The 15,500-nt window shown below is 71.2% G+C and carries 13 protein-coding genes and 1 riboswitch; of the genes, 9 read left to right on the forward strand and 4 right to left on the reverse strand.

Translation table 11 applies throughout. The annotated features are described in order from the left end of the window. Nucleotides 1-5 precede the first annotated feature (5 nt). Complete coding sequence (locus ACZ4WH_RS00395) at nucleotides 6-1,577, forward strand: NADH-quinone oxidoreductase subunit M (protein WP_468174670.1); 1,572 nt, start codon at nucleotides 6-8, stop codon at nucleotides 1,575-1,577. Next, nucleotides 1,574-3,223, forward strand: a complete 1,650-nt coding sequence (nuoN, locus tag ACZ4WH_RS00400) for an NADH-quinone oxidoreductase subunit NuoN (protein WP_468174673.1) — start codon at nucleotides 1,574-1,576, stop codon at nucleotides 3,221-3,223. Before ACZ4WH_RS00395 ends, nuoN begins: the two co-directional genes overlap by 4 nt. A 73-nt stretch (nucleotides 3,224-3,296) precedes the next feature. Here the strand turns inward: nuoN and ACZ4WH_RS00405 are convergent, their stop codons facing one another. Continuing rightward, nucleotides 3,297-3,899 (reverse strand): Uma2 family endonuclease, encoded by a 603-nt coding sequence (locus ACZ4WH_RS00405; protein ID WP_468174676.1) that lies wholly within the window; start codon nucleotides 3,897-3,899, stop codon nucleotides 3,297-3,299. Between the two features lie 211 nt (nucleotides 3,900-4,110). Here ACZ4WH_RS00405 and recQ point away from each other — a divergent pair, with 211 nt between their 5' ends. Next, nucleotides 4,111-6,147, forward strand: coding sequence for a DNA helicase RecQ (gene recQ, locus ACZ4WH_RS00410; protein ID WP_468174678.1), 2,037 nt, complete (start codon nucleotides 4,111-4,113; stop codon nucleotides 6,145-6,147). Between the two features lie 87 nt (nucleotides 6,148-6,234). Here the strand turns inward: recQ and ACZ4WH_RS00415 are convergent, their stop codons facing one another. Together ACZ4WH_RS00415 and fahA are read right to left on the reverse strand one after the other, a co-directional pair. Next, on the reverse strand, nucleotides 6,235-7,173 hold the full coding sequence (locus tag ACZ4WH_RS00415; RefSeq protein WP_468174681.1) for a M56 family metallopeptidase: 939 nt from the start codon (nucleotides 7,171-7,173) through the stop codon (nucleotides 6,235-6,237). A 277-nt stretch (nucleotides 7,174-7,450) separates the two neighbouring features. Further along, on the reverse strand, nucleotides 7,451-8,668 hold the full coding sequence (fahA, locus tag ACZ4WH_RS00420; RefSeq protein WP_468174684.1) for a fumarylacetoacetase: 1,218 nt from the start codon (nucleotides 8,666-8,668) through the stop codon (nucleotides 7,451-7,453). A 120-nt stretch (nucleotides 8,669-8,788) separates the two neighbouring features. Here fahA and ACZ4WH_RS00425 point away from each other — a divergent pair, with 120 nt between their 5' ends. Beyond that, the gene (locus ACZ4WH_RS00425; RefSeq protein WP_468175582.1) at nucleotides 8,789-8,926 is read left to right on the forward strand and encodes a hypothetical protein; all 138 of its coding nucleotides are present in this window, start codon (nucleotides 8,789-8,791) and stop codon (nucleotides 8,924-8,926) included. 106 nt (nucleotides 8,927-9,032) lie between these two features. Continuing rightward, the gene (locus ACZ4WH_RS00430) at nucleotides 9,033-9,845 is read left to right on the forward strand and encodes an HAD family hydrolase (RefSeq protein WP_468174687.1); all 813 of its coding nucleotides are present in this window, start codon (nucleotides 9,033-9,035) and stop codon (nucleotides 9,843-9,845) included. Nucleotides 9,846-9,885: 40 nt separating this feature from the next. Here ACZ4WH_RS00430 and ACZ4WH_RS00435 read toward each other — a convergent pair whose 3' ends face one another. Next, nucleotides 9,886-10,374, reverse strand: coding sequence for a transglycosylase SLT domain-containing protein (locus ACZ4WH_RS00435; protein ID WP_468174690.1), 489 nt, complete (start codon nucleotides 10,372-10,374; stop codon nucleotides 9,886-9,888). A gap of 5 nt (nucleotides 10,375-10,379) precedes the next feature. Beyond that, a riboswitch (cyclic di-AMP (ydaO/yuaA leader) is annotated at nucleotides 10,380-10,559 on the reverse strand. Nucleotides 10,560-11,103: 544 nt separating this feature from the next. Between ACZ4WH_RS00435 and ACZ4WH_RS00440 the strand changes: the two genes are divergently transcribed. The 4 genes from ACZ4WH_RS00440 (at nucleotide 11,104) to ACZ4WH_RS00455 (ending at nucleotide 15,498) form a co-directional block, all read left to right on the forward strand. Continuing rightward, nucleotides 11,104-12,114, forward strand: a complete 1,011-nt coding sequence (locus ACZ4WH_RS00440; RefSeq protein WP_468174692.1) for a polyprenyl synthetase family protein — start codon at nucleotides 11,104-11,106, stop codon at nucleotides 12,112-12,114. A 256-nt stretch (nucleotides 12,115-12,370) separates the two neighbouring features. Continuing rightward, a complete protein-coding gene (locus tag ACZ4WH_RS00445) occupies nucleotides 12,371-13,582 on the forward strand; it encodes a LolA family protein (protein WP_468174695.1) in 1,212 nt (403 codons plus the stop codon). Between the two features lie 70 nt (nucleotides 13,583-13,652). Then, entirely contained in the window at nucleotides 13,653-14,627 is a 975-nt protein-coding gene (locus ACZ4WH_RS00450; protein WP_468174698.1) for an ABC transporter ATP-binding protein, read from the forward strand. Continuing rightward, nucleotides 14,614-15,498 (forward strand): ABC transporter permease, encoded by an 885-nt coding sequence (locus tag ACZ4WH_RS00455; protein ID WP_468174701.1) that lies wholly within the window; start codon nucleotides 14,614-14,616, stop codon nucleotides 15,496-15,498. Before ACZ4WH_RS00450 ends, ACZ4WH_RS00455 begins: the two co-directional genes overlap by 14 nt. The last annotated feature ends 2 nt before the right edge of the window (nucleotides 15,499-15,500 follow it).

Here is a 15,500-nt window from a genome sequence, read left to right on the forward strand (position 1 = left end):
TACCGATGTCCTTTCCTCTGCTGACAGCGACGGCGGCGCTCCCGGCCCTCGGGGCCGTCGCCACGGCCGCCGTACCGGCCGTCCGGCGCACCGCCGCCAAGTGGCTGGCACTGGTCGTCTCGCTCGCCACGCTCGCCCTGGCGATCACCGTCCTGGTCCGCTTCGACCCGGGCGGCAGCCGTTACCAGCTCACCGAGTCCCATGCCTGGATCAAGGACTTCGGCGTCAGGTACGAGCTGGGCGTCGACGGCATCGCGGTCGCGCTGATCGCGCTGACCGCCGTACTGATCCCCTTCATCATCCTGGCGGGCTGGCACGACGCCGACCCGCTGGAGACCGGCAGCCGCCGCTGGCGGCCCACCCAGGGCTTCTTCGCGCTGATCCTGGCCGTCGAGGCGATGGTGATCATCTCCTTCGAGGCCACCGACGTCTTCCTCTTCTACATCTTCTTCGAAGCCATGCTCATCCCGATGTACTTCCTCATCGGCGGCTTCGGGGACCGTGCCCATGAGCACGGCGAGGAGACGGCCGCCACGCAGCGGTCGTACGCCGCGGTGAAGTTCCTGCTCTACAACCTGGCCGGCGGTCTGATCATGCTGGCCGCGGTGATCGGCCTGTACGTGGTGGCCGGGAACTTCTCGCTCACGGAGATCGCCGAGGCCCGCGCGAACGGCTCGCTGCACATGGCGACCAGCACCGAACGCTGGCTGTTCCTCGGCTTCTTCTTCGCCTTCGCGGTGAAGGCGCCGCTGTGGCCCCTGCACACCTGGCTGCCCAACGCCATGCAGGAGTCCACCGCCCCGGTGGCCGTGCTCATCACCGCGGTCGTCGACAAGGTGGGCACGTTCGCGATGCTCCGCTTCTGCCTCCAGCTGTTCCCGGAGGCGTCGAAGTGGGCGACGCCCGTCATCCTCGTCCTGGCGCTCATCAGCATCATCTACGGCGCGCTGCTCGCCGTCGGCCAGCGGGACATCAAACGCCTGGTGGCCTACGCGTCGATCTCGCACTTCGGCTTCATCATCATGGGCATCTTCGCGATGACCAGCCAGGGCCAGTCCGGCGCCACGCTCTACATGGTCAACCACGGCATCTCCACGGCCGCCCTGATGCTGGTCGCCGGCTTCCTCATCTCCCGGCGCGGCTCGCGGCTCATCGCCGACTACGGAGGGGTGCAGAAGGTCGCCCCGGTGCTCGCCGGGACCTTCCTGATCGGCGGCCTCGCCACCCTCTCGCTGCCCGGCCTGGCGCCGTTCGTCAGCGAGTTCCTGGTCCTGGTCGGCACGTTCACGCGCTACCCGGTGATCGGCATCATCGCCACCTTCGGCATCGTCCTCGCCGCGCTGTACACCCTCGTGCTGTACCAGCGGACGATGACGGGCCCGGTGAAGCCGGAGGTCTCCGCGATGCCCGACCTCCGCGTGCGCGAGCTGGTGGTCGTCGCCCCGCTGATCGTTCTGCTGATCTTCCTGGGCGTCTATCCGAAGCCCGTGACGGACATCGTCAACCCGGCGGTCAAGCAGACCATGTCCGACGTCCAGAAGAAGGACCCCAAGCCCGAGGTGGAGGCGGCCAAGTGAGCGCACCAGCCGTCCACAGCCTGTGGACAACCGCGGCCGAACCGATCTCGAAGATCGACGCGCCGAAGATCGAATACGGACAATTGTCGCCGACGCTGATCGTCATCGGTGCGGCGCTCGTCGGGGTGCTCATCGAGGCGTTCGTGCCGCGCCGGTCCCGCTACTACGCGCAGGTGTTCGTGTCCGCCGTCGCCCTGTGTGCCGCGTTCGCCGCGGTCGTCGCCCTCGCGGCCGACGGGTTCGGCACCACGAAGGCACACATCGCGGCCATGGGCGCCATCGCGGTCGACGGCCCCGCACTCTTCCTCCAGGGCACGATCCTGCTGGCCGGCCTCGTCGGCCTGTTCACCTTCGCCGAGCGGCGCCTGGACCCGGCGGCGCACGGCAACCGGGTCGACTCCTTCGCAGCGCAGGCCGCCTCCGTACCCGGCAGCGACAGCGAGAAGGCCGCCGTGAAGGCGGGCTTCGCCACCACGGAGGTCTTCCCGCTGCTGCTCTTCGCGGTCGGCGGCATGCTGATCTTCCCGGCGGCGAACGACCTGGTGACCCTGTTCGTGGGCCTGGAGGTCCTCTCCCTGCCGCTGTACCTGCTGTGCGCGCTGGCCCGCCGCAAGCGGCTGATGTCGCAGGAGGCCGCGGTCAAGTACTTCCTGCTCGGCGCGTTCGCCTCCGCGTTCACCCTGTTCGGCATCGCGCTGCTGTACGGCTACGCGGGCTCGATGTCGTACGCGCGCATCGCCCAGGTCGTCGACGGCACGGTCACCGATGTCGACCCGGCGCTCGCCAACACCATGGGCAACGACGCGCTGCTGCTGATCGGCGGCGCCATGCTGGTCATGGGCCTGCTGTTCAAGGTGGGCGCGGTGCCGTTCCACATGTGGACGCCCGACGTCTACCAGGGCGCGCCCACCCCGGTGACCGGCTTCATGGCGGCGGCGACGAAGGTGGCCGCGTTCGGCGCACTGCTGCGTCTGCTCTACGTCGTCCTGCCCGGGCTGCGCTGGGACTGGCGGCCGGTCATGTGGGCCGTGGCGATCATCACCATGCTGGGCGGTGCGATCGTCGCCATCACCCAGACCGACATCAAGAGGCTGCTGGCGTACTCGTCCATCGCGCACGCCGGTTTCATCCTCGCGGGTGTCATCGCCACGTCGAAGGACGGCGTGTCGTCGGTCCTCTTCTACCTGGCGGGCTACTCGTTCGTGACGATCGGCGCGTTCGCCGTGGTCACGCTGGTGCGCGACGCGGGCGGCGAGGCGACCCACCTGTCCAAGTGGGCGGGCCTCGGCCGTCGGTCTCCGCTGGTGGCGGCCGTGTTCGCGGTGTTTCTGCTCGCCTTCGCCGGCATCCCGCTGACCTCCGGGTTCGCCGGGAAGTTCGCCGTCTTCAAGGCGGCGGCGGACGGCGGCGCGGCCCCGCTGGTCGTGATCGGTGTGATCTCCTCGGCCATCGCCGCGTTCTTCTACATCCGCGTGATCGTGCTGATGTTCTTCAGCGAGCCGCGACCGGAGGGCCCGACGGTCGCGGTCCCGTCCCCGCTGACCATGCTCGCGATCGGCCTGGGCGTGGCCGTGACCCTGGTCCTCGGTGTGGCGCCGCAGTACTTCCTGGACCTGGCGAACCAGGCGGGAGTCTTCGTGCGCTGACGTCCGCCTCCGACATGCCGCTGCCCGGCACCCGCGTCCTGAAGGGTGCCGGGCAGCGGTGCGTTCGTAGGCCTCACTGACTCCGGTCGCGGCGTGCCTTGATCTGCGTCAGGTCCAGGTCCACCGGGAACGGCACGTCCACCTTCATCCGCTCGCGGAAGATGCCCGTTCTGGTGTACGTGCCGGTCGTCGGCTCCAGCTCGAAGACGTGCACCGCTGCCCGGCCCTTCTCGTTCTCGACCCGCCAATAGTGCGGAATCTTGGCGCGGGCGTACTTCAGGGGCTTGGTCTCGCGGTCGCGGGAGACGGAGTCCTCGGAGACGACCTCGATGGCCAGGACGACGGACTCCGCCGGGAAGCGGGTCTGGTACGGGTCCTCCACCACGTCGGCCCGGACCACCACCACGTCCGGCTCTGGCCGGTTCTGGCGATCGATGTCGATGGTGAACTCGCGGACAGTCTCGAATTCCTCCGGCGCCACAGACTGGAGCTGCCATTCAAAGAAGCTCACAGCGCGTACGTGAAACATCGTCTGCGGACTCGCGAAGACCAGGCTCCCGTCGATCAATTCCGTGTGCGGAGGAAGATTCGGGAGGCGGTCCAGGTCGTCGGCGGTCCAGCCGCCTTCCGGCGGGGTCGGCCAGCTGGGCGTGGACGCCTTCGGTGCGACGCTCATCAGTGCTCCCATGGGACGGAGTCTCGCCGGTGCGTTCAGAGTATCGGCCGGAAACGGGCAGGTCTCCCGCGAACGTGTGAACGACAGTCGTGTCCTTGACGTGCGGTTTTCCGGGCGACCTGTGGATAACTCCGGGGCTGTCGGTCCGGAGCCCTATGGTGGAGGCAGCGGTCGAGAGACGACACACGGGGGACCGACGGGGGACAGGGCGATGGGCGTGACGGGCGGGATCAGCGAGATGACACAGGTGACCGAGGGGCCGGGCACGGCCGACAGCGAGGCGCTGGCCGCGCTGCACCGGGTCTTCGGATACGACGCCTTCCGGGGCGAGCAGCAGGCGATCATCGAGCATGTCGTGGCGGGCGGCGACGCCGTCGTCCTCATGCCGACCGGCGGCGGCAAATCGCTGTGCTACCAGATCCCGGCCCTGGTCCGGCCCGGCACCGGCGTCGTGATCTCGCCGCTGATCGCCCTCATGCAGGACCAGGTGGACGCCCTGCGCGCCCTCGGCGTCCGCGCCGGCTTCATGAACTCCACCCAGGACTTCGACGAGCGGCGCATGGTCGAGGCCGAGTTCCTGGCCGGCGAGCTGGACCTGCTGTATCTGGCGCCGGAGCGGCTGCGCGTGGAAGCCACGCTGGACCTGCTCTCCCGTGGCAAGATCTCCGTCTTCGCCATCGACGAGGCCCACTGTGTGTCCCAGTGGGGCCACGACTTCCGCCCCGACTATCTCGCCCTCTCCCTGCTCGGCGAGCGCTGGCCGGACGTCCCGCGGATCGCCCTCACCGCCACGGCCACCCACGCCACCCACCAGGAGATCACCCAGCGGCTGAACCTGCCGACGGCCCGGCACTTCGTCGCCAGCTTCGACCGGCCCAACATCCAGTACCGGATCGTGCCCAAGGCCGACCCCAGGAAGCAGCTGCTCGCCTTCCTCCGGGAGGAGCACGCGGGAGACGCCGGCATCGTGTACTGCCTCTCGCGCAACTCGGTGGAGCGCACGGCGGAGTTCCTCAACACCAACGGCATCGCGGCGGTGCCGTACCACGCGGGCCTGGAGGCGGCCACGCGCGCGGAACACCAGGCCCAGTTCCTGCGCGAGGACGGCCTGGTCGTGGTGGCGACCATCGCCTTCGGCATGGGCATCGACAAGCCGGACGTACGCTTCGTCGCCCACCTGGACCTGCCCAAGTCGATCGAGGGCTACTACCAGGAGACCGGCCGGGCGGGCCGCGACGGCCTGCCGTCCACGGCCTGGATGGCCTACGGCCTGAACGACGTCATACAGCAGCGCAAGCTGATCCAGTCCGGCGAGGGCGACGAGGCGTTCCGCCGCCGGGCCGCCGCCCACCTCGACGCCATGCTCGCGCTGTGCGAGACCGCCCAGTGCCGCCGTGGCCAGCTGCTCGCCTACTTCGGCCAGGATCCCGACGCGGCGGCCTGCGGCAACTGCGACACCTGCCTCACCCCACCCGAGACCTGGGACGGCACGGTCGCCGCGCAGAAGGTGCTGTCGACGGTGGTGCGGCTACAGCGCGAACGCGGGCAGAAGTTCGGCGCGATGCAGATCGTCGACATCCTGCTCGGCAAGCGCACCGGCAAGGTGATCCAGTTCGACCACGACCAGCTGTCGGTCTTCGGCATCGGCCAGGATCTTTCCGAGGGCGAGTGGCGCGGGGTCATCCGGCAGCTGCTGGCCCAGGGGCTCCTCGCGGTCGAGGGGGAGTACGGCACCCTGGTGCTCACCGAGGCGAGCGGCTCGGTGCTGCGGCGCGAGCGCGACGTGCCGCTGCGCAAGGAGCCGAAGAAGCCGGCCGCCTCCCGGTCGCGGTCCACCGGTTCCTCCGGGGGCGACCGCAAGGGCAAGGCCGTCGCGGCCGAGCTGCCCGAGGCGCTGCTCCCCGCCTTCGAGGCCCTGCGGGCGTGGCGCGCCGAACAGGCCCGGGAACAGGGTGTCCCGGCGTACGTCATCTTCCACGACGCCACCCTGCGGGAGATCGTGACCCGGTGGCCCGGTTCGGTGCGGGAGCTGGGCACGGTGAACGGCGTCGGCGAGAAGAAGCTGGTGACGTACGGCGAAGGGGTGCTCCAGGTGCTGGCCTCCCTGGACGGGCCTGCCTCGGTGACCGCCGACCCCCCGGCGGCCGCTGACACCCCGGCCGCCGTCGACACCCGGGACGCCACCGACACCCAGTTCGCCGACTGGCCCGAGCCGACGGACGAGCCGGAACCGGACGACTGGATATAGCCGGCCGGGGGCAGCCGGGACAGTCCGGGGCAGCCGGGACAGCCCGACGGCAAAACCGTCGGACCTCAGGACAGTGCCGTCCGGCTCTCAGGACAGTGCCGTCAGGCCCGGGGCGAAGGTGATCAGCAGCGGGAGCAGCGGCACCAGCGCGGCCACCGTCGTCGTCAGCGCCCGGTGCCGGCGCAGCAGCCGTGGCGGCGGCTCCAGCAGGCGGTCCACACGCTCGCCGAGGAGGCGGCGGCTGGAGTCGCAGGACAGGACACCCCGGTGCTGGTTCAGCTCGATCAGGGCGAGGGCCGTGGTGAGGTGCCCGCAGCGCCGGGAGGCCGTGTCATCGGCGGCCAGCTCGACCAGGCGGTGCGTCTGGTCGCAGAAGTGGGCGAAGAGCGGTACGCGGGGGAAGCCCGTGGCGAGGGCGGTGGACAGGTGCAGCAGCCAGTCGTGGTGGGCGCGGGCGTGGCCGCGCTCGTGGGTGAGGACGGCGTCCAGCTGAAGGTCGGTGAGGCGGTGCAACGCCCCCGTGGTGACGACGAGTTGCGAGGGGTGCCCCGGCATCCACCAGGCGTCCGGGTACTCGTCCTCCAGCACCAGCATGGGCCCGCGTGCCGCCGGCAGCCCGGCCGGCAGCTCGGGGGCGCGCTCGCGCAGGTGCGCCCGGGCCTGGCCCCGGCTGCGGCGGGCCTCGAAGAGTTCCCGGGCCAGCATCGCCGTTGTCCAGGCGGCCCCGCAGGCCAGCAGCATGGTGAGCGCGGCGGCCCACACCGGCGCGGTGGACAGGTCGTACGCGGCGGTGACGGCGGGCGGCGCGGGAGCGAACACGCGGTCGCGGACGGTGTGGAAGACGGCCGCCGCGCCCAGGACCAGTGCGGTCAGGCAGCACAGCAGGACGGTGGCGACCAGGCACTGCCACACCCACAGCGCGACCACGGGTTCCCGCTCGGGCCAGGCGGCACGGGTCAGCGCGCGCGGCGCCGGTACGGCGGCCGTCAGGGCGACGACGCTCAGCAGGAGCAGGCAGACAGTCATGCCGGGGCTCCGGTTCCTGGTCGGAGAGGTGGGCGGGTGACGGTGGTGCCGGGCACGCGTCACGCGACGGCGGCTCGCGCGTGGTGCGTGTCCCCGTCAGTATGACGAAGACGGGCGGTCGGAGTCAGGTGTCGACGCCGATCCGCCGGGACCGGCAGGCAGGCCCGCGACCCCTGCCGCGCCCGACCGCCCCGCCGCGCCCGACCGCCCCGCCGCGCGAGCCACCCGACCCACCCGGCAACCCCGCCCGACACCCTCACCCCGGCACCCCGCAACGTCAGCCCGACACCACCCGCCCGCTGACCTCGCCCAGTCCCACCCGGCGGCCGTCCGCGCCCGGGGCCCATGCCGACAGGGTGACCACGTCGCCGTCCTCCAGGAAGGTCCGCTTGCCGTCGGGGAGTTCGAGGGGGTCGCGGCCGTTCCAGGTCAGTTCCAGCAGGGAGCCGCGCTGGCGTTCGGCGGGGCCGCTCACCGTGCCGGAGCCGTACAGGTCGCCCGTGCGCAGCGAGGCGCCGTTCACGGTCATGTGGGCGAGCTGCTGGGCGGCGGTCCAGTACATCGTGGAGAAGGGTGGTTCGGAGACGACGTGGCCGTTGACCGCGACGGAGATGCGGAGGTCGTAGCCGCCGGGCTCGGTGCCGGGCGCCGAGTCGTCCAGGTAGGGCAGCAGCGGATGCGTGCGCTCCGGAGGCGCCACACGCGCGTGGTCCAGCGCCTCCAGCGGGGTGATCCACGCCGACACCGAGGTGGCGAAGGACTTGCCGAGGAACGGGCCGAGAGGGACGTACTCCCAGGCCTGGATGTCGCGTGCGGACCAGTCGTTCAGCAGGCACAGCCCGAAGACGTGCTCCCGGAAGTCGCCGAGCGCGACCGGGGTGCCGAGCCGCGACGGCACGCCCACGACGAAGCCGACCTCGGCCTCGATGTCGAGCCGGATGGAGGGACCGAAGACGGGCGCGGGGTCGGCGGGGGCCTTGCGCTGCCCGGACGGCCGTACGACGTCCGTGCCGGAGACGACCACGGTGCCGGAGCGGCCGTGGTAACCGATCGGCAGGTGCTTCCAGTTGGGGGTGAGGGAGTCCTCGGCGTCCGGGCGGAAGATCTGACCGACGTTCCGGGCGTGGTTCTCCGAGGCGTAGAAGTCGACGTAGTCCGCGACCTCGAAGGGCAGGTGCAGGGTCACCTCGGACAGGGGGTGGAAGAGCGGCTCGACGGTCGCGCGGTTCGCCGGGTCCGTGACCCAGGAGGTGACGGTGCGTCGTACGTCCGACCAGGTGGCGCGGCCGGCTGCCAGCAGCGGGTTGAGGGTGGCTCGGGCGAGCAGCGGCTGGTGGGGCGAGCCGAGCGCGGCGGCCGCGGCGCCCGCGTCGAGGACGTGGTTCCCGAGCCGGACGCCGATCCTCCGCTCCGTGCTGCCGGAGGGCGAGAACACGCCATAGGGGAGGTTGTGCGGACCGAAGGGGTCGCCCTCGGGGACGTCGAAGGGGGGCATGGGGTGCTGCCTCACTCTCATCCGGGCCATGCATGGCGATGCGTTCCATGTGGTCGGGCCACACGTTACGGCCGAGCTGCGCGTCTTGGGCAGTGCCTCACCAGGCGCAACCGGCCCGCCGTGAACGGCACCACGCGGATCGGCACCCGTGAGGGACTGCTCAGCCTGGCCCGCGGCTGGGGCGAGGAGCCCGGCGTGATCCTCCGGGAGTTCGCTTCGCCGTGCCTGATGGAGCACCTGGCCGTGGCCCACCGGTGAGCAGCGCCCATCGCCTGGTCCATGGCGGGCGGTTGGGGCGGGACGGCACGTAAGTGCGGGGAACGGCGGGTGAGTCGGCGGTGCGCCCTGTCCGTATTCTCTGATCATGGCACCCACCCCGGCATATGCACTGATCGCCACTGACCTGGACGGGACGCTGCTGCGCGGCGACGACACCGTCTCCGACCGGTCGCTCGCCGCGCTCGCGCGGGTGGCGCGGGCCGGCGCCCGGCACCTGGTGGTGACGGGCCGCCCGGCCCCGCGGGTACGGCCGCTGCTCGCGGACCTCGGCTGCGCGGGGCTCGCGGTATGCGGGCAGGGGGCGCAGGTCTACGACGCCGGGACCGACCGTCTGCTGTGGTCGGTGCGGCTGGACCGGGAACTGGCCGACACGGCGCTCGGCAAGATCGAGGCGGAGGTGGGGCAGGTGTACGCGGCGGTCGACCAGGACGGCGTGGAGGGGCTCACGCTCATCGAGCCCGGCTACCGGATGCCCCACCCGACGCTGCCCGCGGTGCGGGTCGGCCGGCGGGACGACCTGTGGTGCGCGCCCATCAGCAAGGTGCTGCTGCGGCACGCCACCCTGTCCGACGACGAGTTGGCGGCCGTGGCCCGGGCCGCGGTGGGCTCGCTGGCGACGGTCACCATGTCGGGGCCGGGCACGGTGGAGCTCCAGCCGAGCGGGGTCACGAAGGCGACCGGGCTGGCGCTGGCCGCCGAACGGCTCGGGATCGCCGCCGAAGAGGCCCTCGCCTTCGGCGACATGCCCAACGACATCCCGATGTTCGACTGGGCCGGGCGCGGTGTCGCCATGGCCGACGCGCATCCCGAACTCAAGGCGGTGGCCGACGAGGTCACCTTGTCGAACGAGGACGACGGCGTCGCCGTCGTCCTCGAAAGACTCTTCCCGACCGACTGACCGGAATATCAGTAGCGTCCGGCCGGGCCGCCGGTGCCGGTCAGTACGCGCCGAACACGTTGTCGATCGACCCGTAGCGGGCGGCCGCGTAGTTGCAGGCGGCGGTGATGTTGGCGACCGGGTCGTAGATGTCGAAGGACGTTCCGGCCACGTGGTACGCGTTGAACGTCGGGTCGATGACCTGGAGCAGGCCCTTGGACGGGATGCCCTTGGCGGCGTTGGAGTCCCAGAGGTTGATGGCCTTCGGGTTGCCCGAGGACTCGCGGATGATGTTGCGGTAGATGCCGTTGTAGGTGCCCGGGATGCGCTTCTCGGCCATGATCGCGAGCGACTCGCGGATCCAGCCGTCGAGGTTGTTCGGGTAGCCGGCCGGGGTGGTGGCGGCCGTCGCGGTGGTGCTGGGGGCCGCGGAGGCGCTGGTCGCGCCGATGAGCGGCAGGGCGAGGACGGCGGCGCCGGTGCCGACGGCGGTGAGGGCGCGGACAACGCGGCTGTTCCGGGTACGGCGGGGCTGAGCGACAGCAGACATGGGGGCGTTCCTCTCCGGCGCCTGCGAGGTGAGCTGTCGGGTTCGGGCGGGGAGGTGCCCGGCCGTGCCCCTGACGGAGGCATGGCTTCACCCCTAGCCGTCCCGGCGCGGCGTGTGCCGTCCGGACCAGCGGCTTACCTGGGTCCCCCGCTCCTGCCGTACGAATGAGTTCGTGGATGGGTATACGGGCGGCGGCAGGATTCGGCGTCCGCCCGACGGCCCGGAACGTATGCGAGAGCACATGTCGGGAACAAGTGCCGGATTCATAGAACGTGCGATTTGACCTTGATCGACGGCGTATGAGGTGCTTGATCCTTTGCGGTTGCCAATCCTCAACTCGCCGACGGCGCAAGGTATCGAGCAGGTTCGGTCGAGGGGGCGGGTCCGCCGGGCGCGTGACCCAACTCACGAAATAGCAAACAGATTTAAATCGGACATGGGGGATTAGGGGGATTCACGCCTGAAGTCGGAGTGATGGTGGAACCCGGCATGGGGTGCGCGTCGTTGTCGAGGTGAGGGCACAGTGTCCGGATTACTCTTATATGGAGAAATGTCCGCTCACATCATGTGATCAAAACCATGTCGATCATGATCCGATATCGCCCGGGCTGGACCGGTGGGCGCTATCGGTGATCGAAACAGGACCGGATACGCTGACTTGAGTGATGGCAGCGACCTATCGACAAACCGTGTAATCGCCAGCAGACACCAGCAGACAGGAGACCCCTCGTGACCGTCGTCGGGCCGTTCGGGCTGAGCGTGCGGGACCAGGCTCTGGAAGCCGATGTCCAGGCCGGATTGGCGGCTGTCGAGGAAGGCTTGCTCGAAGCCACCAAGAGCGAGGTCCCGTTCATCACGGAGGCCGCGCAGCACCTCGTGCGGGCGGGCGGGAAGCGGTTCCGGCCACTCCTCGTGATGCTCGCCGCCCAGTTCGGCGACCCCTACACGCCGGGCGTGGTGCCGTCGGCCGTGGTCGTGGAGCTGACCCATCTGGCCACGCTGTACCACGACGACGTCATGGACGAGGCGGCCGTACGGCGCGGCGTGGACAGCGCCAACACGCGCTGGGGCAACTCGGTCGCGGTCCTCACCGGCGACTTCCTCTTCGCCCGAGCCTCCCAGATCCTCGCCGACCTCGGCCCCGAGGCGGTCCGGGTGCAGGCCCTGGCGTTCGAACGGCTCGTCACCGGCCAGATCCTGGAGACCGCGGGTCCCTCGGACGGCCGAGACCCGGTCGAGCACTATCTGGACGTGCTCGCCGGCAAGACGGGCTCCCTGGTGGCGGTGTCGTGCCGGTTCGGCGCGATGATGTCCGGCGCCGACGAGACGGTCGTCGACGTGCTCACCCAGTACGGCGAACGGCTCGGGGTCGCCTTCCAGCTCGCGGACGACGTCCTGGACATCGCCTCCGACTCTCACGAGTCCGGCAAGACCCCGGGCACCGACCTGCGCGAGGGCATCCCGACCCTGCCGGTACTGCGGCTGCGCGAGCGGGCCGCCCGGCTGGGGCTGGCCGAGGACGTCGCGCTGTGCGAGCTGCTGGACTCCGACCTCAGCGACGACGCCCGGCACGCCGAGGCGCTGGCCGCGCTGCGCGCGCACCCCGCGCTGGAGCAGGCCCGCCGGGACACCGTGCGGTACGCGGAGGAGGCGCGGTCCGCGCTCGCCCCGCTGCGCGAGTGCGATGCGAAGGCGGCGCTGCTCGAGCTGTGCGACGCGGTCGTGCACCGCGCCGGCTGACCCGGCCGCTCACCCGTACGGGTGCCGGCCCCCGGTACGACCCCTACGGGTCGGGTGGAGAAACCGCCGCCGGGTGTCATACCGCAGGTGTAGACGGAGTTGGCTCCGAGGTCTGACGCTTGTTCACGGCCGATTTGGTCAGATGGACACCACGGAAATCACCACTCCTCACCGATTCGGGTGAGAATGGCGGCTCAGGGTGGACCAGCGGACCAGCGTGAGGACAGCCGCCGCCGACGACGGAGGTAAGGCACACATGGCACCGTACGAATCCGACGACGCAGTGGGCGCGGCGCGGGACGAGCACCCGCGCTCGGGCCGGCGCAAGGCCGCCCGGTACGCCGTGCCGGTCGCGGTGGTGGGGGTGGCGGCGGCCACGATCGGGCTGGTCCCGGCGCTCGCCGACTCCGGTGACCCCGACCTGCCGAAGATCAGCGCACAGCAGCTCATCGAGAAGATCGCCAAGTCGGACGTGCAGCAGCTGTCCGGCACGGTGAAGATCAGCACCGACCTCGGCCTGCCCGACCTCGGCGGCCTGGAGAACGGCCTGATGTCCGGCGCGGGCCGGGACGGCTCCGGCGACGGTTCCTCCGCCGACCCGCAGGCCAAGCTCACCGAGCTGGTCTCCGGCACGCACACCCTGCGCGTCGCCGCGGACGGCCCGGACCGGCAGAAGCTGTCGCTGCTGGAGAGCGGCGCCGAGTACAGCCTGATCCACGACGGCAAGGACGTCTGGGGCTACGACAGCAAGAGCAACGAGGTCCACCACTCCACCGCGGCCGGCCCCGGCAAGGACCGCGAGGCCGAGCCGCCCGCCACGCCCAAGGACTTCGCCGACGAGGCCCTGAAGTCGGTGGACGACACCACGTCCGTCACCGTCGACGGCACCGCCCAGGTCGCCGGGCGCGACGCGTACAAGCTGCTGATCCGGCCCAAGCAGTCCGGCACCACGGTCGGCGCGATCAGCATCGCCGTGGACGCGAAGACCGGCATGCCGCTGAAGTTCACGCTGACCCCGAGGAGCGGCGGCGCCGCCGTGATCGACGCGGGCTTCACCCAGGTCTCCTTCGCCCGGCCGGCCGCCTCCACGTTCGACTTCACGCCGCCCAAGGGCGCGAAGGTCACCGAGGAGAAGGACGCGGCCGGGGACCGGGAGCACGCCCCGAAGCACGGCGAGGAGTTCGCCGGGGGCCTGGATGGCATGGACGGGCTGAATGTGCTGGGCAAGGGCTGGACGTCCGTCGCCACCTTCGACACCGGCGCCAAGGGCGGCCTGCCGACCGGCTCCCAGGGCGGTGACCTCGGCGGCTTCCTCGGCTCGCTCGGCGACCCGGTCTCCGGGAAGTTCGGCAAGGGTACGGTCTTCTCCACGCGCCTGGTCAACGCCCTGATCACCGACGACGGCAAGGTGTACGCCGGCGCGGTGACCAAGGAGGCCCTGGTGAAGGCGGCCGACACGGGGAAGTGATCTCCACCGGGAACTACGCGGAGTGACCGGGCGTTGACCCTCCGGGGCACGACGAATCGAGGGGAAGCCGATGGACGAACCGTCCGCCACGCAGCCGGACCCGGGCGACGCGACGGCGAGTGTGATCGCCACGCGCGGCCTCAGCAAGCGCTACCGCGGCGGGCAGCTCGCCGTGGACGGTCTCGACCTGACCGTCCCGGCGGGCAGCGTCTTCGGCTTCCTCGGCCCGAACGGCTCCGGCAAGACCACCACCATCCGCATGCTGATGGGCCTGATCGAGCCGACCGCGGGCACGGCCAGGGTGCTCGGCCGGCCCATGCCGCGGGCGGCCCGTACGGTCCTTCCGCAGGTCGGCGCCCTCATCGAGGGCCCCGCCCTGTACGGCTTCCTCTCCGGCCGGGACAACCTGCTGCGCTACGACGCCGCCGACCCGACCGCCGACCCGCGCACCCGGCGCGCCCGCGTCGCCGCCGCGCTGGACCGGGTCGGCCTCGCGGCCGCCGCCGGCAAGAAGGCGAAGGCGTACTCGCTCGGTATGAAACAGCGTCTGGGGCTGGCCGCCGCGCTGCTCCAGCCGCGCAGGCTCCTCGTCCTGGACGAGCCCACCAACGGCCTCGACCCGCAGGGCATGCGTGAGATCCGCACCCTGATCAGGGAGTTGGCCGCCGACGGCACGACCGTCTTCCTCTCCTCCCACCTCCTCGACGAGATCGAGCAGGTGTGCACCCATGCGGCGGTCATGGCACAGGGCCGGCTCGTCACCCAGGGCGCGGTGGCCGACCTGGCCGCCGGGGCGCGCGGCCGGCTGGTGGTGACCACCCCGGACCCGGCCGAGGCGGCGCGCGTCCTGAAGGAACTCGGGGTCGGGGACGTGACGGCCGACGGCGACCGGGTCACCGGCGAACCGCCCGCGCGGGATCTCGCCGAGGTGACCGAGGCCCTGGTCACGGCGGGCGTCCGGGTCCGGGGCCTCACCGTCGAACGGGCCTCGCTGGAGGACGCGTTCGTGGCGCTGACCGGGGAGGGCTTCGATGTCGCGGGCTGATGTGCTCCCGGCGGGCGCCGGGCGCCGGCCGAACCCCCTGTGGACCCTCGGGCTGTTGCGCAGCGAGCTGGTCACCACTGTCCGCCGCTGGCGCACGCTCGCCCTGCTCGGGGTGCTGGCCGCGGTGCCGGTGCTGGTCGGGATCGCCGTGAGGATCGAGACGCGGGGCGGCGGACCGGCGGGCGGAGGCGGCGGCGAGGGCCCGGCGTTCATCTCGCAGATCACCAACAACGGCCTGTTCCTCGTGTTCACCGCGCTGGCGGCGACCCTGCCGTTCTTCCTGCCGATGGCGGTCGGTGTCGTCGCGGGCGACGCGATCGCCGGGGAGGCCGGCGCGGGCACCCTGCGTTATCTGCTGGTCGCCCCGGCCGGCCGCACCCGGCTGCTGCTCACCAAGTACGCGACCGTGCTGGCCTTCTGCCTGCTGGCCACGCTGGTCGTCGCCGTCTCGGCGCTGCTCGTCGGCGCGTTGCTCTTCCCGCTCGGCGAGCTGACGACGATCTCCGGCACCCGGATCAGCTTCGCCGAGGGGCTCGGCCGCGCCCTGCTGATCGCCCTGGTCGTCGCGGCCTCACTGGTCGGCGTGGCGGCCCTCGGCCTGTTCGTGTCGACGCTCACCAACAGCGGCATCGCGGCGATGGCGACCACGGTCGGCCTGCTCATCACCGTGCAGATCGTCGACCAGATACCCCAGCTGCACGCGCTCCAGCCGTACTTGTTCTCGCACTACTGGCTGTCCTTCGCCGACCTGATGCGCGACCCCGTCTACTGGGACGACCTGGTGAAGAACCTCGGTCTCCAGGGCCTGTACGCGGCCGTGTTCGGCGCGGCGGCCTGGGCGCGGTTCACGGCGAAGGACATCAACGCCTAGCG

The organism is Streptomyces sp. NPDC029138 (assembly GCF_055564375.1).

Coding starts and splice junctions, on each gene's coding strand:
- fahA (WP_468174684.1), bottom strand. CDS start 8,668: ATGCCCCCCTTCGACGTCCCCGAGGGCGACCCCTTCGGTCCGCACAAC.
- recQ (WP_468174678.1), top strand. CDS start 4,111: ATGGGCGTGACGGGCGGGATCAGCGAGATGACACAGGTGACCGAGGGG.
- ACZ4WH_RS00455 (WP_468174701.1), top strand. CDS start 14,614: ATGTCGCGGGCTGATGTGCTCCCGGCGGGCGCCGGGCGCCGGCCGAAC.
- ACZ4WH_RS00445 (WP_468174695.1), top strand. CDS start 12,371: ATGGCACCGTACGAATCCGACGACGCAGTGGGCGCGGCGCGGGACGAG.
- ACZ4WH_RS00450 (WP_468174698.1), top strand. CDS start 13,653: ATGGACGAACCGTCCGCCACGCAGCCGGACCCGGGCGACGCGACGGCG.
- ACZ4WH_RS00395 (WP_468174670.1), top strand. CDS start 6: ATGTCCTTTCCTCTGCTGACAGCGACGGCGGCGCTCCCGGCCCTCGGG.
- ACZ4WH_RS00435 (WP_468174690.1), bottom strand. CDS start 10,374: ATGTCTGCTGTCGCTCAGCCCCGCCGTACCCGGAACAGCCGCGTTGTC.
- ACZ4WH_RS00405 (WP_468174676.1), bottom strand. CDS start 3,899: ATGAGCGTCGCACCGAAGGCGTCCACGCCCAGCTGGCCGACCCCGCCG.
- ACZ4WH_RS00430 (WP_468174687.1), top strand. CDS start 9,033: ATGGCACCCACCCCGGCATATGCACTGATCGCCACTGACCTGGACGGG.
- ACZ4WH_RS00415 (WP_468174681.1), bottom strand. CDS start 7,173: ATGACTGTCTGCCTGCTCCTGCTGAGCGTCGTCGCCCTGACGGCCGCC.